The following is a 25,328-nucleotide window of genomic DNA, read 5'->3' on the forward strand; positions in this document are numbered from 1 at the left end:
CTCCGCGCAGGACGTCGCACGGATCCCGGCGTCCGCGCACTGGATTTCGGCGGGCCGACGGGTTATGCATGTGCGGCGAAGATCGAAAGGCGGGCGTCATGCGGTGGAAGCGGTTCGGGGTCGGGTTGGTCGTGGCCGGGGTCGTCGCGGTGAGCGCGTCGTGCACCCCGGCGCCGGAGCCCGCGGCCGCCGCGAACCGGCTGGACGAGGTCGTGCAGCGCGGTGAGCTGCGGGTGTGCAGCACCGGGGACTACCGGCCGTTCACCTACCGGGACCAGGCCGGGCAGTGGAGCGGCATCGACATCGACATGGCGCACGACCTGGCCGGTGAGCTCGGGGTGCGGGCCACCATCGTGCCCACCACCTGGAAGACGCTGGTCGAGGACTTCACCGCCAAGTGCGACATCGCCGTCGGCGGGGTGTCGATCACGCTGGAGCGCGCCCGGGAGGCGTTCTTCAGCCGCGCCTACGTCGTGGACGGCAAGACGCCGATCACCCGCTGCGAGAACGCCGCGCGGTTCCAGACGCTGGAGCAGATCGACCAGCCCGGCGTCCGGGCGGTGGTCAACCCCGGCGGCACCAACGAGAAGTTCGCCCGGGCCAACCTCAAGCGGGCCACCATCGTCGACCACCCGGACAACAACACGATCTTCCAGCAGATCATCGACGGCGAGGCCGACCTGATGATGACCGACGCCGCCGAGACCCGCTGGCAGGCCAAGCAGCACCCCGAGCTGTGCTCGGTGCACCCCGACCAGCCGTTCACCTTCAGCGAGAAGGCCTACCTGCTGCCGAAGGGCGACGTGGTGTTCCAGCAGTACGTCGACCAGTGGCTCAACCTCGCGATGCACGACGGCACCTACGCGCGGATCTCCGAGCCCTGGATCGGCTGACCGCTCAGGCGCGCCGGGTGGCCGCCTGCTCGACCAGGCCCAGCTGGGCCAGCAGGGTCAGCTGGTCGTAGTAGACCTCGCCGCCGATGACCCGGCCGTGCTCGTCGTAGCGCAGCGTCTCGCAGAACGCCATGTCCATCTGGCGACCGGTCGGCTCGTGCTTGCCGAGCGGGCCGTCGTTCTCGCCGCGGCCGTGGAAGTAGGCCACCGAGAAGCCGGGGCCGTCGACGTAGGACGCGCCGATCACGCGCGCGTCCGAGAACGCGCTGATCCACTCCCCCAGCCACTCCTTGAACTGGGCCAGCGTGTGCATGGTGCCGCGGCGGGGGTGGTCGATGTAGGCGAACTCGGCGCCGACGTGGTGGTCCATCTCGTCGAGCTGGCGCTCGTTGAACAGCTCGTGCAGCTTGCGGTGGGTGTCCTGGTTGCGCATCGCCGATCCCTCCCGCCCCCGCATGCTCCGCCCGCACCGCTGGAGCGGGCCAGGGGCGAAAGGCTCCCGGTGTGACGTTGCTCCGCCAGGTCTCGGCGCGGCCGCCGGAGCGTGCGACGCTTTCCGGTGCAACCATCCGCAACTACCCGGGGACCTGCCGAGCAGGCCTCGAGGGAACAGGACGGTCAACGATGACTGCTGCCCAGAACCAGGGCGAAACAGCTGCCCCGTACGGCTCGACCCCCACCAAGCGGCGGGTCCGCATCCACCACCTGCAGCAGCTGAAGGAGCGCGGCGAACCCTGGCCGATGCTCACCTCCTACGACATGTACACCGCGCGGATCTTCGACCAGGCCGGGATCCCGGTGCTGCTGGTCGGCGACTCGGCGGCCAACAACGTCTACGGCTACGAGTCCTCGCTGCCGGTGACCGTGGACGAGCTGCTGCCGCTGGTGCGCGCCGTGACCCGCTCCGCCGAGCGCGCGCTGGTGGTGGCCGACCTGCCGTTCGGCTCCTACCAGGCCTCGCCGGAGCAGGCGCTGGCCACCGCGACGCGGTTCATGAAGGAGGGCCGCGCGCACGCGGTCAAGCTGGAGGGCGGGCGGCGCTACGCCCCGCAGATCGAGGCGCTGGTCTCGGCCGGTATCCCGGTGATGGCGCACATCGGCTTCACCCCGCAGAGCGAGCACGGCCTCGGCGGGTACCGGGTGCAGGGCCGCGGCGACGCGGCCGAGGAGCTGCTGGCCGACGCGCTGGCGGTGCAGGAGGCCGGTGCGTTCGCCGTGGTGCTGGAGATGGTGACCGCGGAGGCGGCCAAGCAGGTCACCGGCGAGCTGCGCATCCCGACGGTCGGCATCGGCGCCGGGCCGGACTGCGACGCGCAGGTGCTGGTGTGGACCGACATGTCGGGCATGAACACCGGCCGCACGGCGCGCTTCGTCAAGCGCTACGCCGACGTGGGCGGCATCCTCGCCGACGCGGCCACCCGCTTCGCCGAGGACGTCCGCGGCCGCGCCTTCCCCGCCGCGGAGCACTCCTTCCGCTGACCGGGCGGCGGGGGCTCCCGCTCCGGGAGCCCCCGCAATCGCGGTCAGAACCCGGCCGCGATCGACCGTAGCGTTCCGGGCATGCAACACGAACCCAGGAAGATCGTCGTCACCACGCCCACCGGACACGTGGGCTCGCGAGTCGTGCAGCTGCTCCTGCAAGCGGGCGTGCGCCCGACGCTGCTGCTGCGAGCGCCGGAGAAGCTCGACGCGGCCACGCGCGACCGGGTGGACGTCGTGCAGTGCGATCAGGGAGATGCGGACGCCGTCGTCCGCGCGACGCGGGGCGCTGACTGCCTCTTCTGGGTGGACCCGCCCACGGCGGACGACGACCCGGCCGCCGGTTATGCCCGCATGGGCGCCAACGCAGCGCGGGCAGTTCGGGAGAACGACATCCCCCGCACCGTGTTCCTCAGCAGCATCGGCGCGGAGAAGCGCCACGGCGCCGGGGAGATCGACGGGCTGGCCAGGACCGAGGAGATGCTGAACGCCACCGGGGCCAGCGTGCTGCACCTGCGCTGCGGCTACTTCTTCACCAACCTGCTCATGGACCTCGCGGACCTGCGCAGCGGCGTGCTCCGCACCCCGTGGCCCCTCGACTTCTCGATGCCCTGGGTCGATCCCCGCGACATCGGCGAGGTCGCGGCCGCGAGACTGCTCTCGGACAGCTGGTCGGGCGCCGGTGTGCAGGCCGTGCACGGTCCGGAGGACCTGACGTTCTCGCGGGTGGCCGAGATCGTGAGCCGGGCCGTGGGGAACGAGGTGCGCGCTGTGCGGATCTCCGACGACGAGTTCCGCGCCGCACTGCGCTCAGCTGGTCTGAGCAGCGGGCAGGTCGAGGGCATCGTCGGCATGTCGGTCGGGCAGCGCGACGGCTTCACCCCCGAGGACGAGCGCAGCATCCTCACCACCACACCGACCACGCTCGCGGCCTGGGCGTACGCGCACCTCCGGCCCGCGCTCTGAAAACCGGTGAGGCGGCGGGACCACGTCCGACTTCCGCGCCTCAACCGCAGGCCAACCGCGCCCACGGTTCCCCGGTGGTTCGGTGGACCGCTTCGAGCTGCTCCAGGACCTCGTCCAACCGCCCGGGATCCGCGATGTACCCCAGCGCTCCCCGGCAGCGGCTCCACCATCCCCAGCTGCTCGCGACCGTCGAAGACCCGCAGGTGCCAGCGCCCCAGCCCGGTCGAGAACGGCCGCTAGGCGGGCGGGGTGCCGTCGCCGAAGGGCCTGCCGCCCAGGGATTCCCGGCCGTGCGGGGTGCGCCAGCCGGACAGGTCCGGGCCGGCCGGGACGATGCCGGTCGGGTTGATCTGGTGGTGGGTGGCGTAGTAGTGCCGCTTGATGTGGTCGAAGTCGACCGTGTCGCCGAAGCCCGGGGTCTGGAACAGGTCGCGGGCGTAGGCCCACAGCACCGGCAGCTCGGTCAGCTTCTGCCGGTTGCACTTGAAGTGGCCGTGGTAGACCGCGTCGAACCGGACCAGCGTGGTGAACAGCCGGACGTCGGCCTCGGTGATCGTGTCGCCGACGAGGTAGCGCTGGTCGGCCAGCCGCTCGGACAACCGGTCCAGGCGGGCGAAGAGCCGCTCGAAGGCCTCCTCGTAGGCCTGCTGCGAGGTGGCGAAGCCGCAGCGGTACACGCCGTTGTTGACGTCGGCGTACACCTCGGCGTTGACCTCGTCGATCTCCGCGCGCAGGTGCTCGGGGTAGAGCTGCGGGGCGCCCTCGCGGTGGTGCGCGGCCCACTGGGTGGACAGGTCGAGGGTGATCTGCGGGTAGTCGTTGGTGACGACCTTGCGCTCGGCGACGTCCAGGATCGCCGGGACCGTGTACCGCCCGGCGAACTCCGGGTCGGCGGCCAGGTACGCCTCGGACAGGTGGGAGATCCCGGTGACCGGGTCGCGGCCGTCCGGGTCGAGGCCGAACCGCCAGCCCGCCTCGTCCCGGATCGGGTCCACCACGCCCAGCGACAGCACGTCCTCCAACCCCAGCAACCGGCGCACGATCACCGACCGGTGCGCCCACGGGCAGGCCAGGCTCACCACCAGCCGGTACCGGCCCGGCTCCACCGGCCACCCGGAGGAGCCGTCGGCGGTGATCCGGTCGGTGAACCGGTTCGCCTGCCGCACCCACTCGCCGCGCTTCGACGTCTCCGCCCCGAACTGCGCCTCAGCCATGCCGCCACCCTAGGCCCGCGCGCCGCCGTTCGTCCGGATTCCCGGCTAGCGGGATGGTGGGGGCGTCCCTAGCCTCCGGTCATGGTGGTGCAGCGACTGCAGGCGGTTGCGCTCCTGCTGGGACCGGTGGTCTTCGCGATCTCGCCGTTCTTCTGGATCGACGGCCACTACGGGGTCACCGGCGGCGCGCTGATCGCGCTGTCCGCGGTGCCGTGGGTGTACGGGCTGATCGGCGAGTACGAGCGGCTGCGCGAGCGCCTGCCCACCCTGGCCGGGCTGTGGTTGTTGCTGCTGCTGATCGGGATGTTCGGCAGCATCGCCTTCGGGCTGCAGGGGTTCTTCGAAGGGGTTTTCGGCATCACCGGGCGGGCTTCGCTGGCGGCGTTCGAGGACTACCCGCCGCACAGCCTGTTCGTGCTGCTGCTGCCGGGGCCGGGCTTCCCGCTGGCGCTGCTGGCCTTCGGCGCGATGCTCGGGTGGACCCGGTTGGCACCGCGCTGGGTCTCGGTCCTGATCTGCCTCGCCGCGATCTTCTTCCCGCTGGCCCGGGTCCTCCGCGTCGACTGGATCGCCTACCTCGCCGACCTGCTGATGGTGGTGGCGTTCGGCCTCCTCGCGTGGCGCGCGTGGCAGCGGCGTGACCTTCCCGGCGGGGCCGCGGCGGCTTAGGGTGCCGGGCATGGATCTGGATCTCTCCGGGCGCTGCTTCATCGTCACCGGCGCCAGCAAGGGGCTCGGCTTCGCCACCGCCCGGGCGCTGGTCGACGAGGGCGCCAACGTCGTCGTCTCGTCCTCGTCGGAGGAGAACACCGCCGCTGCGGTCGCCGCGCTCGGCGACCGGGCCCGCGGGCTCGCCGCCGACCTGACCGACCCCACCGCGCCACGTCGGTTGATCGACTGCGCGCGGGAGCAGTTCGGGCGGCTGGACGGGCTCTTCGTCAGCCACGGCGGGCCGCCCGCCGGGATGCCGAGCGGGCTCGACGACGACACGCTGCGCCGCGGCCTGGAGATCGCCACCATCGCGCCGATCCGGATGGCCCGCGACGTCGCCGCCGAGCTCGGCGACGGCGGCTCGGTCGTGGTCCTGACCTCCACCTCGGGGGCGGAGCCGCTGACCGGCCTGGCCAGCTCGAACGTCGCCCGCCCGGCCACCCAGGGCTTCGTCAAGGACCTGGCCAACGAGGTCGGCCCGCGCGGCGTCCGGGTGAACGCCCTGCTGCCGGGCCGCTTCGACACCGAACGCGCCCGCGAACTCGTCGCGGGCAACCCGAAGGCCCAGGAAGCCGCCGAGCAGGCGGCGGCGCTGCGCCGCTCCGGCGACCCGTCCGAACTCGCGGACGTCGCGGTCTTCCTGCTCTCGCCCCGGGCCTCCTACGTCACCGGAGCGGCCTGGACGGTGGACGGCGGCCGCCGCGCCGAGATGTGACCGCCCGCTCCGCGGTGGTGCGGCCCGCTCAGCCCGCGCGCTTGGCGAGGACGTCGGCGTGGCAGGGCTTCGGCGCGCACCAGCAGCCCAGGGCCCGGCCGGACAGCTCACCGCCGCGGAGCTTCGCCAGCAGGTTCGGCTGCTCGTCGAGCCACTGCTCGTAGTGCCGCACCATCGCCTCGCGGTCGACCTTGGCCTCCTTGAGGAAGGGGCTGGCGAACTCCGACTCCGGCCAGGAGTGCCGCGGCCCGGAGTGCCCCACGTAGGTCAGCAGGCCGGACTCCTCCAGCCACGGCACCAGGTGCTTGTGCGGGCCGCCCTTGCGGACGTTGACCACCACGGTGTGGCCGTCGAGCAGGGCGTCGGCCCGCTCCCGCTCGTCGTCGCTCCAGGAACTCGCTTCCTCCGGCAGCACCGCCACCACCTCCGCCGCCCAGGGTGCCGCCGCGACCAACCCCCGACAACGCCGTCACCCGGGAGCGCGCAATTTCGCACGAAATCGCCGTTCACCCGGGTGACGGTCAATTTCGCGCGAAATCGGCACCACCCGCTCCCGGGTGCCGAGGATGCGGGAGCCGCTCGGAGTCGTCAGACGTCGGTGATGCGGAGTCCGGCGTGGGCCTTGTAGCGGCGGTTGATCGCGATGAGGTTCGCGGTGAAGGCCTCCACCTGGTGGGCGTTGCGCAGGCGGCCGCCGTAGATGCCGCGCACGCCGGGGATCGTGTCCGCCAGGGCGCGGACCACGTCGGTGGCCTCGCGGTCGTCGCCGAGCACCAGGACGTCCAGGTCGACGTGCTCGACGCCCAGGTCGGCCAGGGTCACCGCCGAGACGTGGTGGAACGCCGCGGTCACCCGCGACTCCGGCAGCAGCTGCTCGGCCTGCTGCGCCGCGCTGCCCTCCGGCACCGGCAGCGCGTACGGGCCCTTCTTGTCGAAGCCCAGCGGGTTCACGCAGTCGATCACGATCTTGCCCGCCAGCTGCGGCTGCAAGGACTTCAGCAGCTCCGCGTGGCCGTCCCACGGCACCGCCGCCAGCACGATGTCGGCCGCCGCCGCACAACCCGCGTTGTCCTGACCGGTGACGTCACCGCCCGCGACCTCGACGATCTCCTTCGCCGCCTGCTCGGCCCGGTCGGCGCTGCGCGAGCCGATGACGACCTTCAGCCCCGCCCGCGCCCACCGGATCGCCAGCCCGCGGCCCTGCGCCCCGGTCCCGCCCAGGACCCCGATGGTCATCTCCCGCACGTCAGCCACCTCTGGCCCCTCTCGTCACCGTCGATTCCCTCACATCAACGATCGACCGGCGCGCCGAAATCCGCCAAGGGGGTGTGCGTCAGGCCACTTCGAAGGCGACCTCGCGGCGGGCCGAGTCGGCCACCACCAGCCGCACCCGAACCTGCTGGCCCTCGCCGAGCCCGTCCCCGGTGCAGCGGGCGATGACCGGCGGATCGGCCACGAACACCTCGCCCGCCACGCCGTTCGACGCGCGCAGCACGGTCGCCGGGAAGTCCTCCCCCACCCGCGAGACCAGCGACCACGCCTGAGCTTGCGCTATGCAGGCCCGCTCCACCTGACCCGCGATCCGGTCCGAGCTGCCCATCGCCGACGGCAGCTGCGCCAGCGCCTCCAGCACCCACCCGGGCACCTGCCGGTCCCCGGCCACCGCCAGGCACACCTCCGCGCTGTAGCGGTCCACCAGGCGCCGCAGCGGAGCCGTGACGTGCGCGTACGACGCACCGATGCCCGCGTGGTTGGCCTTCGCGGGCGCGCCGTCGCCGAAGGCGGTGTACCCGGCCCCGCGCAGCAGCCGCGTCGCCGCGACGTGCACGGCGAGCGCTTCGGGCCGGATCGGGTCCAGCTCGGCCAGCGCGACCGCGGGCGGCAGGTCCACCGGCCAGTCCACCCCCAACCGCGCGGCCGAGCGGCGCAGCCCGGCGACCGTCTCCGGCTCCGGGTCCGGCACCGTGCGCAGCACCCCGATCCCGGCGGAGAGCATCATCTCCGCCGCGCACATGCCGGTGAGCAGCGAGATCTCCGCGTTCCAGGCCTCGACCACCAGCCGCGGCCGCAGCACCAGCCGCCAGCCGCCCGCCCCGTCGGACTCCACCTGCTGCTCGGGCAGCCCGAGCTCGATCGCGCCGCGCCGCATCGCCTGCTCCCGGCGCAACCGCCCGACGTCGGGCAGCAGCGCGATCGACGGGTGCGGGGCGCCCAGCTCCAGCGAGCGCTGCACCCCGTCGTAGTCCAGCTGCGCCACCGACCGGACCAGCGCGCGGCGGACGTCGACCCGCACCGGCAGCCCGTCCAGGTCCAGGTCGATGGTCCACAGCACGGCTGCGCGCACCTGGCCCGGCAGCAGGCTCGCGGCGTCCTCGGACAACCGCGTCGGGTGCAGCGGGACGTTGCCGTCGGGCAGGTAGAGGGTCTGGCCGCGGCGGCGGGCCTCCACGTCGAGAGCGCCGCCGGGGACCACGAACGCGGCCACGTCGGCGATCGCGTAGTGGATCCGGTAGCCGCGGTGACGGCGGCGGACCAGCACCGCCTGGTCGAGGTCCTTGGCGCCCGGCGGGTCGACGGTGACCAGCGGCAGGTCGGTGGCGTCCGCCCGGGAACCGGTGGGCACCGGCTGCGCCACGGTCTGCTCGACCTCGGCCAGCGCGGCCGGCGGGTAGTCCGCGGGCAGGCCCAGCTCGCTGCGGATCGCCGAGAAGTCCTGTGCGGCAGCGGCAACTCCGGTGCCACACGGTGGACCCACCGCCGCCGACACGAGGCTCAGTCCTCGTCGTCTTTCCAGCGCACGTCGGCCTCGTCGGCCGCCTTGGTGCGCTCCCTGGCTATCTCCAGCGCGCGGGCCGCGGTCTCCTGGTCCGGGTACGGCCCCAAGCGGTCAGCGGCTCGGCAGCCGGCCTTCGGCTCGACCTGCCGATGCTTCAAGCAGAAGTACCAGCGTCCGCGAGGCATGCACCGAGCCTCGCACGACTCCGCGCACCTGTCACGCACCGAGCCCCGACTCGACCGGGATGTCCGAATGAGATCCGGTCACCACGCTGGTGGCGGCGGGGCGGCCGGGGTCGGCTGCGGGCCGCCCGGGCCCTGCTTCGGGATCGGGTCCAGGCACGACACCAGCACCTGCTGGGTCTCCGGGTTCTCCACCCGGCGCCCGTCGCGGAGCCGGTACTCGAGCTCGCCGTTGTCGTCGACCTCCACGGTGCAGCCGACCTCGGCGAGCTGGTCGTCGTCGAGGTCCACCAGCCGCTCGTAGCGGGACGGCACGACCCGGTAGATCGGCCACTGCAGGTGCCCGAACGCCTGGTGGAACTCGGCCAGCAGGTTGCTCATCTGCTGCTGCCACGGCAGCGGCATCGCCTCGGCCAACGAGCGCGGCAGCACCGCGTACCCGGCGTCCACCCCGGGACGCGGCTGGCCGAGGTAGTCGCCCAGCGGCGTGCTCGACGCGGGCGGACCGGACGGCCGCGGAATCGGGTCTGGCGTGAACATCGTGCACCCTTTCCGAGAAGTCGCGCGGACGCGGAAGAGCGGCGCAGCCGCCCCACCACCTCGACGGGCCCTCGGGTTCCGGGGACCACGCCGAGCCGCGCGCTCTCAACGTCAGCAGGCCCCCGCCATTCTTACCTAACGCTGGCCGCCCGCGGCAGGAGCAGCAGCCTCCTTCGGGGGCGTGTCGGCGGCCGGTCGGACCACCATGGGCAGCAGCTCGCCGCCGTCCCACAGCTTCTCCACCTCGACGGACTCACCGGGCTGCGGCGCGTGCAGGACCTGCTCGTCGCCCAGGTACAGCGCCACGTGGTGGATGCCCTTCGGGTCCCGGCCGCTGCCCCAGAAGACCAGGTCGCCGGGCTGCGCCTGGTTCAGCGGCACGTGCACGCCGCCCTGGAAGTACTGCGTCTGCGAGTACTTCGGGATGTCCACCCCGGCGGCCTTCCACGCCTGCTGGGTCAGCCCCGAGCAGTCGAAGGTGTCCGGCCCGGCGGCGCCCCACACGTACGGCTTGCCCAGCTGCGCGTGCGCGTACTTGAGGGCCTGCTCGGCCAGCACGCCCGCGCTCGGCAGGTCCTCGCAGCCGCTGATGCCCGCGACGTCGCCCTCGGTGCTGACCAGGTGCGCGGCCATCGCCTCCCACTTGTGGTAGCGCAGCGGGAACGCCGAGCGCTCCACCTTCTGCGCGGCGGTGCCGGGCCGCATCTCCTCCCAGCCGGGCACCTCGAGGAGCACGTCGTAGAACTTGTTGATCGCGTAGTCCACGTCGGTGACCTGCTGCGGGCTGCCCCAGCCCATGGACGGGCGCATCTGGAAGATGCCCAGCGAGTCGCGGTCGCCGTAGTTGACGTTGGCCAGGTTCGACTCGGTCTTGCCCGCCTGGATCGCGATCTGCCAGGCCCGCGGCGGCAGCCCGCGCTGCTGGCCGATCTCGATGATGCGCTGGGCGATGCGGACCGAATCGTCGCTCAGCGTCGCGGCGTCGCGCTCGCCGCGCTCCTGCCCGTCCCCCCACGGGCCGAGGTCCGAGCTGCAGCTGGACCAGCCAGCCCGGCCCCCGCCGCCGGACAGCAGCACGGTGACCGCGCCGATGCCCACCAGACCTGCGAAACCCGCGAGCACGACGAACGCAACCACGAGCTTCCGCATGTCAGCCTTCCTTGTCGTACTGGGCCACTCGCCAACCGGCCTCGGTCTTGGTCACGGTCACCTGCAGCACGCCGATGTCGGTGGGCAGGCGCACCAGCATCGCGCCCCCGGTCGAGCTGATCGCGGTCGCGGCGCCGGTGATCACGTTGCCCGCGTTGACCGGGTCCACCGAGGCCATCTCGGTGATGAACTCGTCGGTGGTGAAGGGCTTCAGCTTCGCCAGCCACTGCGCGCGGTCGGCGCCCACCGGGTGGTCCACCCACGCCTTGCCCCACTCCTCGACGACCGCCAGCCCGGCCGGGTCCGGGGCGGTCTGCGGGGGCGGGTCCGCGGGCACCGAGATCGTCGGCGGGGCCTTCGTCGGCCGCGGCACCACCGCGGAGTGCGCGGGTGGTTGGCCGGGGGCAGGCTCGGCCAGGTTCTCGCTCGGCGGCGGTTCGGGGAGCACGAAACCGATCAACGTCGCCACGGCGGCGAGCGCGACCACCGCCGCGGCCAGGTGCCTGGGCGAGCGCAGCGGCCAGCCCCACAACCTGCGGTACACCGCAGCGCGCCCGCGGTGCGTCCGGATCGGCATCAGGCCCCCTTCTTCCGGCTGTCCTCTAAGCGGTTCTCACCCGGTGTCCGGATCTCAGCCATCGGCCACCTCCAGGCCCCTGGAGGGCCGGTAGATCACGTAGACCGGGCGGCCCGCGACGACCTCCATCTCGGCGCGGCGCGGACCCGCGGGTTCCGGCGGGCCGGAGATCGGGGACCCGGCCGTGCGGGACGGGATCAGCACCGGGTCCTCGTCGACGCCGTCCCACTTGGCGTCCGCCACCGGGTTGGTGTCGACGACGCGGCTGGTGCTCCGCGCCTCCGGCAGCGCGGGCATGCCACCCGGTCGGCGCGGCGCCCCGCTGGACAGCGCTGTACCGGCCCCGGCCGTCACCGCCGCGGGCGCCTCGCGGTCCAGCCGCTGCGCGGTGGCGGCGACGGACGGGTGCTGGGCCTCCGGGCGGCTGCGCCGCCGCTCCCGCGGTGCCTCGGCGTGCTCGGCGTCCGGGTCCATGCCCCGCGCCCGCTCCCAGAAGCTGCCCTCCTCCTCGTCCTGGGGCCGCCCCCGCCGGAACCGCGAGAAGATGCCCTGCGGTGCGCGCGGCACCGCCCGTCCGACGGTGCCCACGGACAGCTCGACCATCTGCCCGATCCGCCGCACCGGCTTGGCCACCATCAGGAACACCACGGTGACCAGCGCGGCGAGCAGGATCTGGACCAGCGGGTTGAACCCGCGCAGCGGGTCGAAGATCCAGGTCAGGATCAGGGTGTGCAGGCCCGCCATCGCCGCGATCATCACCACGTTGAGCACCGCGGCCCCGGCGACGCGGCCGATGGTGCGCAGGACCTGGTGGTAGACCAGCGCGACCAGGCCGATCAGCGGTCCGGCCAGGATCAGCACCCGCAGCAGCACCTGCGCGAGCAGGATGGTGGCCTTGGCCAGCAGCTGGAACGAGGCGTAGGCGAAGGCCTGCACGGTGGCCAGCACCCCGGCACCGACGCGGCTGCCGTCCACGCCCTGGAAGTAGCCGTAGGCGCTGGTGCCGCTGAGCCGACCCGCGACGTCCTGGAACGCCTGCTTCTTCGGCTCCGCCGAACCGGCGTCGACGCCGTCGTTGACCTCCTGGCGGGTCCACGACTGGGCGCGCAGCAGGTCGCGGCCCATCTCCTTGGCCTGCGGCGAGTCGGCCGAGCCGAACTCGCCCTGCAGCCAGTTGCGGTAGATGACCTGGTCGTGCAGCAGGGTCGGCAGCGCGTGGCGCTCGTCGACGCCCACCTCCTGCAGGAACCCGGCCTGCACCGCCGAGGTGCCGGTGATCAGCACGTCGTCGAGCGCGTGCGTGTAGACCAGCGGGGTCAGGTAGGTCGCGGAGGCGAACCAGAGCCCGGCCAGCGCCCACATCCCCCGCTTGCCGATGGCCGCCAGGTCACCGGTCCAGATGTAGCGGAAGAGCACTATCGCCAGCACCAGCGCGACCAGGCCGAACCACGGGGTGAACACGCTGTCGTAGAGCGCGATGGTGCCGGTCGACACCAGCTCGTCCAGCGGCGCGAGCAGGTTCCCGTTGAGCAGCGCGTAGTGCAGGCCGTTGGTGGCGCCGACGAGGTTCTTGGCGACGTTGAACAGCTCGTTGCCCACCCACGTGTCGACCGTGGCGTTCGGGTTGGTCACGCCCTGCGGGCCGCAGCCGAGGTCGTAGGTGTGCCAGACCAGACCGGCGTAGCCGACCTCGTTGTAGGCGCTGCCCGGGTACCCGGTGCCGAGCGAACCCGGGTCCAGGGCGCCGACCATGCCGGAGCCGGGGCGTTCGGGGTTCGGGGCCTCCTTGCAGTCGAAGGGCTGGCCGAAGGCCGGGGCGCCGATCAGCGCCTGGATCGCCAGCAGCCCGGCGACCACCGCGAACGCCCGGCGCTTCGCGCGCTCACGCCTCCCCCGGCGCCGCCGCAGCAGCACCGCGCCGATCACCGCGGCCAGCGCGACCGCCAGCAGCGCGCCGGTCACCGGGCGTCATCCCCTCCCCGCTCGCCCGCGGGGGTCGAGCGGTCGCTGCCGTCATCGCCGTATCCGATGCCGACGGTTTCGAGCTCGAACTCGTCGAAGGTCTCGTCGAGGTCTTCCGGGTAGTCGTCGGACGACCGCAGCGCGGGCGCGGCGGAGTCGGAGTTGGCTCCGTCGGCCGGTTGCAGCGCGCGCGGTTCCACGTCCTCGTCCACGGCGGGGGTGGTGTCCAGCGCGTTGCGCAGGTGCTCCAGGTGCGGGCCGGAGAAGTCGATGCGGATCTTCTCCACCCCGCCGGCGCCGTCGCCGAAGATGAACTGCCGCGGCGAGCGGTCCCGCTCGGTGCTGTTGCGCGCCGGGCCCGGTCGGCGGCCGAGGGCGGCCACCACCTGCTCGTACCCGGCACCGACCGGCACCTTGAGCAGGCGCAGCGCGTCGGCCTGGGCGTCCTCGTCGTCCAGCCGCCCGATGAACACCGAGTCCAGCAGCGACACGAAGCCCTGGATGCGCAGGAAGTCGGCCGGGATCTGGCTGGACAGCAGGACCCGGACGTTCCACTTCCGGGAGTCGCGGGCGAACCGGTTCATCAGCACCCGGCCGGTCGGCACCTCGGAGAGGAAGAACGCCTCGTCGATCCAGACGCCCTTGCGCTCGTTCTTGGGCCGCTCGTAGATCGACCGCTGGGTCAGCCAGGCGGCCAGGTTGAGCATCTCCACGCCGAGGGCCTCGGCGTCGGTCCAGTGCTCCCGGCCCACGCCGTCCTTGGGCAGCGCCAGCCCGGCCATGGTCAGCACGGTGAGCCGGTCCTCGCGGCGCTCGGAGTACGGGTCGGCGTCGGCCTCCGGGATCAGCAGCGACATCCGCTCCCGGATCTCGTCCAGGAAGTCGGCGACCACGACGGCGTGCTCGTGGTGCTCGCTGGCGTCGCGGCGCAGCGCCTCGAAGACCATGCCCGGGTGCGCGTCGGGCCGACCGCCGACCGCGCGGACCGCGCGCAGCAGCACGATCCGGGTCTGCGGCAGGCGCGCCACCTCGTAGGGCAGCAGCCCGGTCAGCACGTCGAGCACCAGGCGACGGCGGGTCGCGGCGGCCAGCGCGCGCTCCCGGCGCCAGCTGCGCTCCGGGTCGTCCTCGTCGACGAAGTGCTCCAGCTCCGGTTCGGCGACCACCCGGTACGGGTTGAGGATGCCGGGCTGGGCGTTGAGCAGGTTGATCGGCCGGGCGTAGGGCCGCAGCTCCGGCAGCTCGCACAGCGCTGCCAGCGGGCCGGAGGGGTCCAGCAGCGTCCAGTTCGCCCCGGACCGCAGCGTCTTGTAGACGGTGCCGCCGCCGAGGAACGACTTGCCGCCGCCCAGACCGGCGACGATGGCCGTCAGGCCGGAGGCGTCGCGGACCTCCTGGGCCATCCACGGGTCCCAGGCGACCGGGCGCCGGGTGGCGGTGCAGGTCTCGCCGAGCAGGATGCCGCGCCGGTCGCCGACCTCCGCGGTGGCCTGCGGGACCGCCGAGGCCGCCCACACCACCGAGCCGCGCCGCAGGTAGGCGCTGTTGGCCAGCGGCTCGCCGGGGATGAACTCGCGGGCCAGCGCGTACTGGGCCTCGGGGTGCTCGATGGCGATCTTCGGCTTGTACAGGTCGAGGATCTGCTGGGCCAGGCGCAGCGCGTCGCGCTCGGTCGGGCCGGACACCGCGAGCCGCCACCAGGACTTGACCCGGGTGGCCAGCGCGGTGAACCCGGAGGTCATCTCGTCGTCGACCTCCAGCACCCGGTTGGCCTGCCGGGCCAGCGAGGTCGGCGGCTCCAGGCCGTGCTCCTCGGTGTAGTGCCGGACCTGCGAGCGCACCTTGTTCATCTGGCGCTGCAGCTCGCCGCCGACGTCCTCGGGGCGGCGCACGTAGATCCGCGCGGACCACTCCACCGGCGCGGGCATCCGGTCGGAGTGCTGCATCCACGGGTCGTCGATCTCGGGGATCTGCAGGCCGTGGGTCTGGCCGACGGTGAGCACCGCGAGGTGCCGGACGACGCCCGCGTTGGACCCGGTGCGGCCGCGGACCGTCACGGTCGGCGCGTACGGGTCCTGGTGCATGTCGGAGGCGTCGGTGAACGACGCGAGGTCTTCCGGCTCCCACGGGGCGCCGGGCACCGCGGGCAGGTTGCGCGGTGCGGGCAGGCCCAGCGAGCAGGAGCGGTGCATCAGCCAGGAGATCTCCTCGGCGGTGACCGGGCGGCCGTCCAGCCCGGCCGAGCCGATGACCTGGTCGAGGTGCTCGATCTCGCTGTCCAGGGCGATCAGCTCGGCGTCCACCGCTTCCGGGAAGACCTTGCGCAGCAGCGGCGCGGCGCGCTCGACGGCGCGGTCCACCACGTTGCGGGTCTGCACCTGGACCCCCAGGTAGACCTCCTTCTCCGCCATCGAGCGGCCCATCAGCTGCTGCTGCTCGCCGACCATGTAGTCGTCGAAGCTCAGCGCGCCGGGGGTGTCCGGGATGGGGTTGCGCGCGTTGTGCACGTGCGCCTCGGCCCACATCCGGATCGGGTAGGGCCGGTTGGTCACGCGCAGGTGCAGCCAGCGGCCCTGCAGCTCGGCGTACTGGCCGGCGATCGCGGCGATCAGGTCCTGGCGCTGGGAGTCCGAGCGGAACGACCAGCGCTGCGGGGAGAGCCGGTACCAGGCGAACACGTCCTGGCCGGTGCGCAGCAGGTGGCCGTCGATGGACCGCGCCGCGATGGACGGCGTGTAGGTCGGGATCGACTGCTCGTCACCCGGGGTCCGACCGCGTTTGCCGGGGTTGCCCTTGGCACTGCGGGCCTTGCCGTGCGAACCGCGGGGGCCCGGGACCTGTTGCGTGTTGCGCTCACGGCCTCGCCGGCGACCGAACACCGCGAACCTCCTTGCTACGCGCGCGCCTGCTGGGAACCGTGTTGCGGGCCGCCGGTTTCCCGGACCGGGCGGGCCGCTGCTGCCGCTGGGGGTGGCCGCGGTGGGCCTGCTGCTCCGGCGCCTTCCTCCGGTTGGCGGCCTTCTGCTTGGGGCGGGGTCGCTGCGCCCGGACCCTGATCCGGGCCGCGCTGGCCGCCCCGCCCCTGCCGGAGGTCTTCGCCCGGGGAGCGGTGAGCTCGCGCAGCCACATCACCATGACCGCGCCCAGCGGTCGTTCGTGCCCGATCTTGGCGCAGATGATCCGGGTGAGCACGACGGTGATGATCACCGCCCAGGCGGTGGAGAAGAAGCCGAAGCCGATGTTCATCCGGCGCTCCACCGCGAGCACGATCAGGAACACCACGATGCCCACGCCCCAGGCGACGTAGCGCGCCCGCCACGGGAAGGTCGCTTTCGGCGGCCCGAGCCAGACCGCGTCGACCCGGTAGATCTCGTCGTCGGTGCGTATTCGCACTGGTCAGCCCCCGGAGCTGAACAGGCCGGCGATGAACGTGCCGATGTTGACCCCGGCGTTGGTGGTGACCGCCAGGCCGATGATCGCCAGCGCGACGATGACACCGCCGACGCGCCGCATCACGCCGGCGTTGTCGCCCTTGCCGCCGCCCAGCCACAGCAGCAGGATCGCGACGGTCAGCAGCAGCAGCGGGAGCAGGTTCTCGAGGATCCAGCCCTGAATCCCGCCGGTGCCCAGCTGTCCCGGTTGCTGCGCCAGTACGTCCAGTTGCGCCAGTGTGTCCAGCGACGTGGCGATCATCTCTTTACCCCTGAGTGCGCGGAGTGTCGTCGGGCCGGTACCTCAGCGCGCCGGGAGTGATCCGGCACGCAGGTACGAGTAGAACATGACATGGTCACCAGAAGTAGTGGTTGCGAGTTCGGGTGTGGCGGGGTACGGCACTGCCGACCGGTTGCCGTCACGCCGCGAATAGGCCGTTCGGGGTTGCCGCTTTCGGCGCACCACCGGGAAAAACGCGCTCACCAGGTCGGTTCCCGCCTGGAATCTCGTGGCTGTTCACCCGCTTGCGAACCCCTTCGTAACGCACCGTGCACGACTCGGTCATCCAGTGGATTTCCGCACATCGCGTCATGATGCACCCGACCGGATCACGCGAATGTGAACTCGCGGAGCGGGATCGGGCTGAGGTGATCTAGACGCGCTGCCTCAGCGTAGCGGCCCGTGTACAGCGACCGACGGGCAGGGCCACCGCAGGAGCGAACCGGGAAGTGCACAGTGGACGATCCACCTGCCGAAACCCGCTCCCGGAGGATCGAGCAGGAACGTTCGCGTCGTGGCGCCACCGGCAACGCAAACCAGCCGCTGGAACAACTCGGTACGGGGCGGATGAGTCGGCCTGTAAGCCGGATTCTGTTCCGGGGGCCTCGCGGCCGTCCCTTCGGTGACCATCCATCTCGACCCGCCGTCGCCGACGGGCTCGTGCGGCCTACCCGCGGACTCGGGCGGGCCGCCCTCGATCGTCCGCGCAGACGCCTGGTCGGGCGTCCTCTTGGCCTTGCTCCGGGTGGGGTTTACCTAGCCACCCCGGTCACCCGGGGTGCTGGTGGTCTCTTACACCACCGTTTCACCCTTACCCGGCGGTGTCCGCCGGGCGGTCTGCTCTCTGTGGCACTGTCCCGCGGGTCGCCCCGGGTTGCCGTTAGCAACCACCCTGCCCTGTGGAGTCCGGACTTTCCTCGACGGGATCGCTCCCGCCGCGGTCACCCAGCCGACTCATCCGCCCGTCAAGTCTAGAACGCCGGGGGTGCGCGCCGGGGTCCGGCCCCGGCACGCACCTGGTCACAGCGCTGCCCGGCTCAGGCGTTCGCGGGCGGCCCGGTCGGCGCCGATGCGGTCCAGGCCGAGCAGCCCGGCGCCGATCACCGGGGGTGCTTCGACCAGGCGGACCTGCACCTCGGGGGCGACCTTCGCGCACCGGCGGCGGATGTCGGGCAGCAGCCGCCGACCGGCCCCGGCCAGCACGCCGCCGCCGAGCACGACGGTCGGCGCGTCGAGCAGGTCCAGGCGGCGCAGCGTCACCGAGGCCATCAGCCCGATCTCCTCGGCCTGCCGGTCGACGAGCTCGGTGGCGATCGCGTCCCCGGCCTCGGCGACCTCGAACAGCAGCGGGCACAGCTCGTGCAGGACCGCGTGGTCGAGCTCGCCGAAGTGCAGCGCCTCGACCACCTCGGCGGCGCTGCGCGTCCCGAAGTGGGCCACGACGGCGGGCAGCAGCTCGGTGGGCGCCCCGCGACCGTCCTCGGCCCGCACCGCCCACCAGAGGGCTTCCTGCCCGAGGAACGCCCCGCCGCCCCAGTCCCCGGAGATCCGGCCGATCGCCGGGAAGCGGGAGGTGCGGCCGTCGGCGGCGACGCCGACGCTGTTGATGCCCGCCCCGCACACCACCGCCACCCCGACCCCGTCGTCGGTCCCGGCGCGCAGCAGCGCGAAGGTGTCGTTGTCCACCGACAGGGTCTCCGACCAGCCGCGTTCGGCGATGGCCCGGTACAGCTCCTCCTCCTCGCGCGGCAGGTCCGCCCCGGCCAGGCAGGCCGCGGTGTGCCGGGCGAACGGCGGTCCGGCGGGCAGCCCGGCCCGGGCGGTGGCCTCGGCGGCGAGCGCGGCTAGGGCGTCCATGCAGCGCTCGACGCCGACGTGCTGCGGGGACGCTCCGGGGCCGCGCACCGAGGCCAGCACCGAGCCGTCGTCGGCGACGAGCAGGACGTCGGTCTTGCTGTTGCCGCCGTCGACGGCCAGCACCGCGGGCTTCATCGGGCCCACGGCAGGTACTGGGCGTTGCGCCGCACGAGCTCGTCGGCCAGCTGGTCGGCGAGCGCGTGCTGGCCGACCAGCGGGTGCGCGAGCAGGGCGTCGGCGACGCGGTCCCGGCCGCCGCGCAGCGCCGCGTCCAGCGCCAGCTGCTCGTAACCGGCGACGTGGCCGATCAGCCCGGCCAGCGCGGGCTCCACCGGGCGCACCGGCAGCGGCCGGGCGCCGTCGGAGTCCACAGTGGAGTTCGTCTCGACCACCATGTCGTCCGGCAGGAACGGCAGCGCGCCGTCGTTGCGCACGTTGACGACGTGCTCCTCCGGTCCGCCGGAGGTCAGCGCGTGCACGAGCTGCACCGCGGCCTCCGAGTAGTACGCGCCGCCGCGCTTGGACAGCTCCTCCGGCTTGGTCCTGAGCTCCGGGTCCGCGTAGCGCTTGAGCAGGTCCCGCTCCACGTCGGCGACCACGGTCGCCCGGGGCGGTGCGGTGCGCTGCTCGGCGACGACCTCGTCGTGCGCGTAGAAGTACTTCAGGTAGTACGACGGCACCGCCCCCAGCCGCCGGAACAGCTCCGGCGGCAGCCCGATGTGCTCGGACATCGCCCCGGCGTGCTCGCCGAGCAGGTCCGGCAGGACGTCGCGCCCGCCGACCTGCACCCCGCGCACCCAGGTGAGGTGGTTGAGCCCGGTGTGCTCCAGGCGCACCGAGTCCGGCGCGACGTCGAGCAGGTCCGCGATCCAGCGGCTGAAGGTGATCGCGACGTTGCACAGCCCCACCGCGCGGTGCCCCTCGGCGAGCAGTGCGCGGGTGACGATGCCGACCGGGTTGGTGAAGTTGACGATCCACGCCTGCGGCGCGACCGCCCGCACGTGCTCGGCGATGTCGAGCACCACCGGCACCGTGCGCAGCGCCTTGGCCAGGCCGCCCGCGCCGGTGGTCTCCTGGCCGACGCAGCCGCACTCCAGCGGGAACGTCTCGTCGCCGTACCGGGCCTGCTGGCCGCCGACGCGCAGCTGCAGCAGGACCGCCGCCGCCCCGGTGGCCGCCTCCACCACGTCGGGCGTGGTGCGCAGCCGCGCCGGGTGCCCGGCCTCGCGCAGCAACCGGCGGCAGAACTCGGCCACCACGTCCAGCCGCTCCGCGTCCGGGTCGACCAGCACGATCTCCTCGACCGCCGGTTCGCGGCGCCGGGCCAGGCCGTCGATCAGCTCGGGCGTGTAGGTGGAACCCCCGCCCACCACGGTCAGTTTCATGGTCACCCCTTGACTCCGGTGAAGGTGATGCCGCGGACGAAAGCGCGCTGGGCGAACAGGAAGAGCACGATGACCGGCAGCATGACCAGGACCGTGGCGGCCATCGTCAGGTTCCACTCCACGCGGTGCATGCCGCGGAACGAGGCCAGCCCGATGGACAGCGTCCAGGACTGCTGGTTCTCCCCGGCGTAGAGCAGCGGGCCGAAGAAGTCGTTCCAGGTGTAGAGGAAGCAGAACATCGCCGCGGCGGCGATGCCCGGCCGGGCCATCGGCAGCACGATCCGCAGCATCGCGGTGAACTCCGAGCAGCCGTCCACCTTCGCCGCGTCCACGTAGGACCGCGGGATGGTCAGGAAGAACTGCCGCAGCAGGAAGATGCTGAAGGCGTCGCCGAACAGGTGCGGGATGATCAGCGGCCACAGCGTGCCGGTCAGCTCGAAGCGGGTCCACAGGATGTACAGCGGCACCGCGGTGACCTGCGGCGGCAGCATCATCGCCGCGATCACCAGCACGAACGACACGCCGCGGCCGCGCCAGCGCAGCTTGGCCAGCGCGTAGGCCACCGGGATGCTGGAGATCAGCATGAAGGCGGTGGCCAGCGTCGAGTACAGCAGGCTGTTGAGCAGGAAGCGCAGCATCGGCGCCTGGGTGAAGACCGCGGCGAAGTTCTCCCAGTGCCACTCCTGCGGCCAGAGGTTCGCGGTCAGCGCCTGCTGGTCGGACATCACCGCGGTGAGGAGGACGAACACCAGCGGCAGCAGGAACATCACCCCGAGGGCGAGCCCGAGGCTGTGCACCGCGATCCAGTGCAGGCGCTGATTCCGCCGGTTTCGCGCAGTTCCGCCTCTCCGCGATTCACAGTGGTGGTTGCGTTTGAGGTCGATCTCGCGTTTCGCGGTTTCTCGTGGCCGGGTTGCGTCACGTTCCCCTGAGGTGCGGTCGCGCGGGCCTGGGGTTGGCACACGGCTGTTCATGCCACCTCCTCGGCGTTCGTGCCGCCGCGCATGCGGCGGATCAGCAGGGCGGTGAAACCGAGGGAGAACGCGAACAGCACGACGGCCATCGCCGCGGCGTAACCCATGTTGTAGTAGTGGAACCCCTGTTGGTAGAGCCAGGCCGGGAAGGTCAGCGTCGCGTTGTCCGGGAAGCCCAGGACCTTGCTGCTGCCCACCACCTCGGCCTGCCCGGAGGCCACCGCCCCGGCCACCACGGCCTGCGTGAAGTACTGCAGCGAGAAGATGATCGAGTTGACCACGCCGAACAGCAGCACCGGCGCGATCGACGGGATCGTGACGTGCCAGAAGCGGCCGATCGGACCGGCGCCGTCCAGCGCCGCCGCCTCGTGCAGCTCCTGGGGCACGTCGAGCAGCGCGGCCAGCATGATGATCATCAGCTCGCCGCTGCCCCACAGCGTCAGCAGGGTCAGCGCCGGTTTGGCCCACGCCGGGTCGTTGAACCACAGCGGACCGTCGATGCCCAGCAGGCCGAGCAGCCCGTTCACCGGCCCGGTCCCGGGGTTGAACAGGAAGGTGAACGCCAGCGTGGCCGCGACCGGCGGCGCCAGGGCGGGCAGGTAGCACAGCGTGCGGACCAGCCCCACCCCGCGGCGCAGCCGGGCGATCACCGCGGCCACGCCGAGGGCGAACACCACGCGCAGCGCGGTGAGGACCAGCACCAGCCACAGCGTGTTCGCCGCCGCGATGCGCACCACCGGGTCGCCGAACAGCAGGTACGCGTAGTTGCGCAGGCCGACCCAGTCCGGCGGGCTGAGCAGGTCGTAGCTGGTGAGCGAGAAGTACCCGGTGGCCAGCAGCGGGTACGCGAAGAACAGGCTGAACCCGATGATCCACGGCGACATGAAGGCCAGCACCTGCAGGCGCTTGCGGCGTGCCCTGCGGGTGCGGGCCGGGGCGGCGCGCCCCGGCTCCGTCCTCTCCAGCGTCGCGGTCATCAGTTGCCGCCCAGCGCCTTGGCGGCGTCGATCTGGGCGTCCAGCTCGCGCAGCGCGGCACCGAGGTCGCCGACCTGGCCGCTCTGCCACTTCACCGAGAAGTCCTCAGTGGACTTCATGTAGGCAGCGCCGTTCGGGCTCGGCGGGCTGGGCACCAGCTGCGGGTTGTCGAACAGGTCGAGGAAGGTCTGGTACTGCTCGTTGCGCTCCACCCGCGGGTCGTGCAGGGCCTCCTTGGTGGTGGGCACGTTCTTCAGCCCGTTGGCCAGCTCGACCAGCGCGTTGGTGTCGGTGGTCAGGTAGCGGACCAGCTCCCAGGCCGCACCGGCGTTCTCCGCGCCGCGCGGGATGCCGATGATGGTGCCCGTGACGAACCCGGTCCCGTAGAGCTCGGGCTCGGAGTCGGCGACCGGGAACGGCGCGGTGCCGTAGCGCAGCTCCGGCGCGTCGTCCTCGATGAAGCCGGTGCGGTACTCGCCGTCGATCATCATCGCGATCTTGCCGCGCTGGAAGGCGTTGTCGGCGGAGTACTGCTGGCCGAGCCCGGCGGTGAACTGCACCAGCTTGTCCCAGCCGTAGAAGTCGACGAGCTCCTTCTGCCAGCGGTACATCTCCTGCCAGGCGGGGTCCTTGCCCAGCACGGACCTGCCCTGCTCGTCCATCCACTCCGCGCCGAAGTGCGGCGCCCAGTTCCACGGGTGGTTGGCCTGCGAGCCGAGCACCGGCAGGAACCCGGCGACCTTGATCGAGCCGTCCGGGTTGAACTCGGTGAGGCGCTTGGCCATGTCGGTGAGCTCGGACATGGTCTTCGGCGGCGCGGTGATGCCCGCGCGGGCGAAGGCGTCGGCGTTGTAGTAGAGGCCGTAGACGTCGGCCAGCAGCGGCATCGCGCAGCGCTTGCCCTCGAACTGCGTGTACTGCTGGGCGACGTCCACGATCTGGGTCATGTCGACCTGGTCGCGCTGCAGGTAGGGGCCGAGGTCCTGCCAGGCTCCGCTGGAGCAGAACTGGCCGAGGTTGATGGTCTCCGCCGAGATCGCCACGTCCGGCGGGTTGCCGCCGCGGATGGCCTGGGTGATCTTGTCGTCGTCCTGGTTGCCCTGGCTGTTGATGGTGATGTTGGGGTGCTGGGCGTGGAAGCCGTCGAGCACCCGGTTGAGCACGTCCAGCTCGCGGTCGGTGAACTGGCTGGACACCGTGATGGTGACCTGCTCGTCCGGGCCCGGCGCGGGCTGCGGACCGTCCGATGTGGACCCGGCGGTGCAGGACGCCGCCACCAGCGCCGCGGTCGCGGTCGAGAGGGCTAACAGCCCGCGTCTGACTTGGAACCTCGATCTCATCGCGCCTCCTCCTCAGTGCCTTCCGGGACAGGTCGGGCTCGCGAGCCGGGACCGGCTCACGGGCCCTCCTCGACTTGCTCGTCGTGCGGGACGGACCGGACCCCCACCGCGGTGACGGGCAGTCCGAAGACCTGCTCCCGGGCCAACCCGAGAGCGACCTGCAGCGCACCGGCGCGCACCGCGTCGTCGGTGCACTGCGCGGGTTCGACCGGGGTCCGCGGCACCACCAGGCGGTGCAGCTCCGCGGTCACCAGGTCGGTGAGCTCCGGGCCGCCGACCTGCGCGATCTCGGCGGTCAGCAGCACCAGCTCGGGGTCGAGGACGCTGACCACCCCGGCCACGCCGGTGGCGACCCGGCGCGCCAGGTCCGCCAGGAACGCCTGCCCGGCGGCGCCGCCGGTGCGCGCCGCCCGAACCGCGGCGACGGCGTTGCGGGCCCTGATGCCGTGCGCCCGGGCGAGCTTGTTGATCGAGCGGTAGCTGAGGAGCTGCCCGAGGCGCGCGCCGCTGCGGTCGACACCGGTGTCCCGGCGCGCCCGGTCGGGCACCCGGATCCAGTCGATCTCGCCCGCGCCACCGGTCGCCCCGCGGTGCAGCACGCGGTCGATCACCACCGCGGCGCCGAGCCCGTCTCCGAGCCAGACCAGCACGAAGTCGCGCACGTCCCGAGCGCGGCCGGTGGTCATCTCCACCAGGGCGACGAGGTTGACGTCGTTGTCCACGACGACGTCGGTGCCCAGCACCTCGCGCAACCTGCCGGGCACGTCGAAGCCCTCCCAGCCGGGCAGGTGCGGGGCGAACCCGAGGTGCCCGGTCGCCGGATCGACCCCGCCCTGAGCACCGACGACGACCTTGGCCAGCTGATCGGTCCGCAACCCGGCTCGCCCGGCGGCCTCGACCATCACCGCGGCGAACCCCTCGGGCGCATCGCCCCCGGACGGCAGAGCGCCGCGGTGCTCGACCCGCACCTCCCCGGTGATGTCGGCGATCACCACGTCGACCTCCCCGGGCACCAGGCTCACCCCGGCGACGTGCGCGAGATCGCCGTTGACGGACCACATCTGCGCAGCGGGCCCGCGGTTCCCGCCGCGCAGCTCGCCCCGCCGCACCATCCCGGCCTTCTCCAACCTGGCGAGCAGCGAAACGGTCGCGGGCTTGGAAAGCCCGATGGCGGCCTCGAGCTCGGCCCGGGTGAGCGCGCCACGACCCAGCATCGCCTCGATCGCCGCCCGATCGTTGATCTCCCGCAGCAGCCGCGGACTCCCGTCCCGCGCCCCGCCCGACTCCCGAGCCACCAGCACCCCTATCCGTTAACTTCCCATACGGTTTCAGGGACGCTAGTAACCCACCTCACACATGTCAATGGTCTGCACCAGACCGGACGCCCGACCCCGGACGCGCAAGACCCCCTTGCGATGGCAGCAGAAACCCTCGAAACCCGGCAGGTATCACCGCCTACGCCGAAGTGGTGACGACGCAATTTCGATTGAAATTGCATCACCCCAAACCGACCACCCACCGCTTCGAACTCAAAAGCAACCCCGCGCCCAACGGCGCCTCTCCGCACCAACCCACCCCGGTATCACCACTGAGCCTTTTTCATCCTGTCCGTGGACCGCAGCTGCGAAGGGCGTCCGGCACCGGTCGGCAGGTGTCGCGTGCGCCGCAGGCGCATAGCCCACCCTCGCAGCTTGCACCGCCGCGGGTTCTCAGCGTTCGCCTAGCGAGGACGGCCCAACTGCCGTGTATTGGCATACATAAAGTTGGGCACCCGGAGTCCAGGCGGGCGCTTAGGTTCCGCCACCGGCACCGCCACTCAGAACGAGGCTGGAAAAACCTCACTGACCCCCAAGCCCTCGCAAAGCAAACGGGGCACCACCGCCAACCCCGGGCGGTGGTGCCCCGCTAGCTCCGTCGAAT

24 protein-coding genes and 1 other RNA gene are annotated in these 25,328 nt (G+C 72.3%); 5 read left to right on the plus strand and 20 right to left on the minus strand.

Features of this window, described 5'->3' with window-relative positions; all coding sequences use genetic code 11:
- Positions 1-98: 98 nt before the first annotated feature.
- Positions 99-893 (plus strand): transporter substrate-binding domain-containing protein, encoded by a 795-nt coding sequence (locus F1721_RS30775; RefSeq protein ID WP_150070345.1) that lies wholly within the window; start codon positions 99-101, stop codon positions 891-893.
- Positions 894-897: 4 nt separating this feature from the next.
- Here F1721_RS30775 and F1721_RS30780 read toward each other — a convergent pair whose 3' ends face one another.
- Positions 898-1,326 carry an ester cyclase gene (locus F1721_RS30780; RefSeq protein WP_170301661.1) on the minus strand — a complete coding sequence of 143 codons (429 nt, stop codon included), beginning with the start codon at positions 1,324-1,326 and terminating at the stop codon, positions 898-900.
- Between the two features lie 191 nt (positions 1,327-1,517).
- Here F1721_RS30780 and panB point away from each other — a divergent pair, with 191 nt between their 5' ends.
- Together panB and F1721_RS30790 are read left to right on the plus strand one after the other, a co-directional pair.
- A complete protein-coding gene (gene panB / locus F1721_RS30785; protein WP_150070347.1) occupies positions 1,518-2,372 on the plus strand; it encodes a 3-methyl-2-oxobutanoate hydroxymethyltransferase in 855 nt (284 codons plus the stop codon).
- Positions 2,373-2,453: 81 nt separating this feature from the next.
- Entirely contained in the window at positions 2,454-3,338 is an 885-nt protein-coding gene (locus F1721_RS30790) for an NmrA family NAD(P)-binding protein (protein WP_150070348.1), read from the plus strand.
- Positions 3,339-3,574: 236 nt separating this feature from the next.
- Here F1721_RS30790 and F1721_RS30795 read toward each other — a convergent pair whose 3' ends face one another.
- A complete protein-coding gene (locus F1721_RS30795; RefSeq protein ID WP_150070349.1) occupies positions 3,575-4,552 on the minus strand; it encodes a glutathione S-transferase family protein in 978 nt (325 codons plus the stop codon).
- Between the two features lie 81 nt (positions 4,553-4,633).
- Here F1721_RS30795 and F1721_RS30800 point away from each other — a divergent pair, with 81 nt between their 5' ends.
- Both F1721_RS30800 and F1721_RS30805 read left to right on the plus strand, forming a co-directional pair.
- On the plus strand, positions 4,634-5,221 hold the full coding sequence (locus F1721_RS30800; RefSeq protein WP_150070350.1) for a hypothetical protein: 588 nt from the start codon (positions 4,634-4,636) through the stop codon (positions 5,219-5,221).
- Between the two features lie 10 nt (positions 5,222-5,231).
- A complete protein-coding gene (locus F1721_RS30805) occupies positions 5,232-5,978 on the plus strand; it encodes an SDR family NAD(P)-dependent oxidoreductase (RefSeq protein ID WP_150070351.1) in 747 nt (248 codons plus the stop codon).
- 28 nt (positions 5,979-6,006) lie between these two features.
- Here F1721_RS30805 and F1721_RS30810 read toward each other — a convergent pair whose 3' ends face one another.
- From F1721_RS30810 to F1721_RS30895, 18 genes are all read right to left on the minus strand, one after another.
- Entirely contained in the window at positions 6,007-6,393 is a 387-nt protein-coding gene (locus F1721_RS30810; protein ID WP_150070352.1) for a DUF4326 domain-containing protein, read from the minus strand.
- A gap of 173 nt (positions 6,394-6,566) precedes the next feature.
- On the minus strand, positions 6,567-7,232 hold the full coding sequence (gene npdG / locus F1721_RS30815) for an NADPH-dependent F420 reductase (protein WP_211840701.1): 666 nt from the start codon (positions 7,230-7,232) through the stop codon (positions 6,567-6,569).
- Positions 7,233-7,311: 79 nt separating this feature from the next.
- Entirely contained in the window at positions 7,312-8,745 is a 1,434-nt protein-coding gene (locus F1721_RS30820) for an RNB domain-containing ribonuclease (protein ID WP_150070353.1), read from the minus strand.
- 5 nt (positions 8,746-8,750) lie between these two features.
- Positions 8,751-8,939, minus strand: coding sequence for a hypothetical protein (locus tag F1721_RS30825; RefSeq protein WP_150070354.1), 189 nt, complete (start codon positions 8,937-8,939; stop codon positions 8,751-8,753).
- A gap of 78 nt (positions 8,940-9,017) precedes the next feature.
- A complete protein-coding gene (locus tag F1721_RS30830; RefSeq protein ID WP_150070355.1) occupies positions 9,018-9,476 on the minus strand; it encodes a hypothetical protein in 459 nt (152 codons plus the stop codon).
- Between the two features lie 135 nt (positions 9,477-9,611).
- On the minus strand, positions 9,612-10,625 hold the full coding sequence (locus F1721_RS30835) for a C40 family peptidase (protein ID WP_150070356.1): 1,014 nt from the start codon (positions 10,623-10,625) through the stop codon (positions 9,612-9,614).
- Between the two features lies 1 nt (position 10,626).
- Entirely contained in the window at positions 10,627-11,202 is a 576-nt protein-coding gene (locus F1721_RS30840; RefSeq protein WP_150070357.1) for a hypothetical protein, read from the minus strand.
- A 54-nt stretch (positions 11,203-11,256) separates the two neighbouring features.
- The gene (locus F1721_RS30845; protein WP_246155407.1) at positions 11,257-13,164 is read right to left on the minus strand and encodes a hypothetical protein; all 1,908 of its coding nucleotides are present in this window, start codon (positions 13,162-13,164) and stop codon (positions 11,257-11,259) included.
- A complete protein-coding gene (locus tag F1721_RS30850; RefSeq protein ID WP_246155408.1) occupies positions 13,161-16,043 on the minus strand; it encodes an ATP-binding protein in 2,883 nt (960 codons plus the stop codon). Before F1721_RS30850 ends, F1721_RS30845 begins: the two co-directional genes overlap by 4 nt.
- The gene (locus F1721_RS30855) at positions 16,018-16,557 is read right to left on the minus strand and encodes a hypothetical protein (protein ID WP_150070358.1); all 540 of its coding nucleotides are present in this window, start codon (positions 16,555-16,557) and stop codon (positions 16,018-16,020) included. Before F1721_RS30855 ends, F1721_RS30850 begins: the two co-directional genes overlap by 26 nt.
- Before the next feature lie 3 nt (positions 16,558-16,560).
- Positions 16,561-16,857 (minus strand): hypothetical protein, encoded by a 297-nt coding sequence (locus F1721_RS30860; RefSeq protein ID WP_093151701.1) that lies wholly within the window; start codon positions 16,855-16,857, stop codon positions 16,561-16,563.
- A 582-nt stretch (positions 16,858-17,439) separates the two neighbouring features.
- Positions 17,440-17,832, minus strand: an RNA gene (gene rnpB / locus F1721_RS30865) — RNase P RNA component class A.
- 63 nt (positions 17,833-17,895) lie between these two features.
- Complete coding sequence (locus F1721_RS30870) at positions 17,896-18,867, minus strand: N-acetylglucosamine kinase (RefSeq protein ID WP_150070359.1); 972 nt, start codon at positions 18,865-18,867, stop codon at positions 17,896-17,898.
- Complete coding sequence (locus F1721_RS30875; RefSeq protein WP_150070360.1) at positions 18,864-20,117, minus strand: 6-phospho-beta-glucosidase; 1,254 nt, start codon at positions 20,115-20,117, stop codon at positions 18,864-18,866. Before F1721_RS30875 ends, F1721_RS30870 begins: the two co-directional genes overlap by 4 nt.
- Before the next feature lie 2 nt (positions 20,118-20,119).
- The gene (locus F1721_RS30880; RefSeq protein ID WP_246155419.1) at positions 20,120-20,929 is read right to left on the minus strand and encodes a carbohydrate ABC transporter permease; all 810 of its coding nucleotides are present in this window, start codon (positions 20,927-20,929) and stop codon (positions 20,120-20,122) included.
- 158 nt (positions 20,930-21,087) lie between these two features.
- On the minus strand, positions 21,088-22,068 hold the full coding sequence (locus tag F1721_RS30885) for a carbohydrate ABC transporter permease (protein WP_211840702.1): 981 nt from the start codon (positions 22,066-22,068) through the stop codon (positions 21,088-21,090).
- Entirely contained in the window at positions 22,068-23,408 is a 1,341-nt protein-coding gene (locus tag F1721_RS30890; protein WP_150070362.1) for an ABC transporter substrate-binding protein, read from the minus strand. Before F1721_RS30890 ends, F1721_RS30885 begins: the two co-directional genes overlap by 1 nt.
- Before the next feature lie 56 nt (positions 23,409-23,464).
- Complete coding sequence (locus tag F1721_RS30895; protein WP_246155409.1) at positions 23,465-24,703, minus strand: ROK family transcriptional regulator; 1,239 nt, start codon at positions 24,701-24,703, stop codon at positions 23,465-23,467.
- Positions 24,704-25,328 lie beyond the last annotated feature (625 nt).

It is taken from the genome of Saccharopolyspora hirsuta (assembly GCF_008630535.1).
Classification (GTDB): domain Bacteria; phylum Actinomycetota; class Actinomycetes; order Mycobacteriales; family Pseudonocardiaceae; genus Saccharopolyspora; species Saccharopolyspora hirsuta.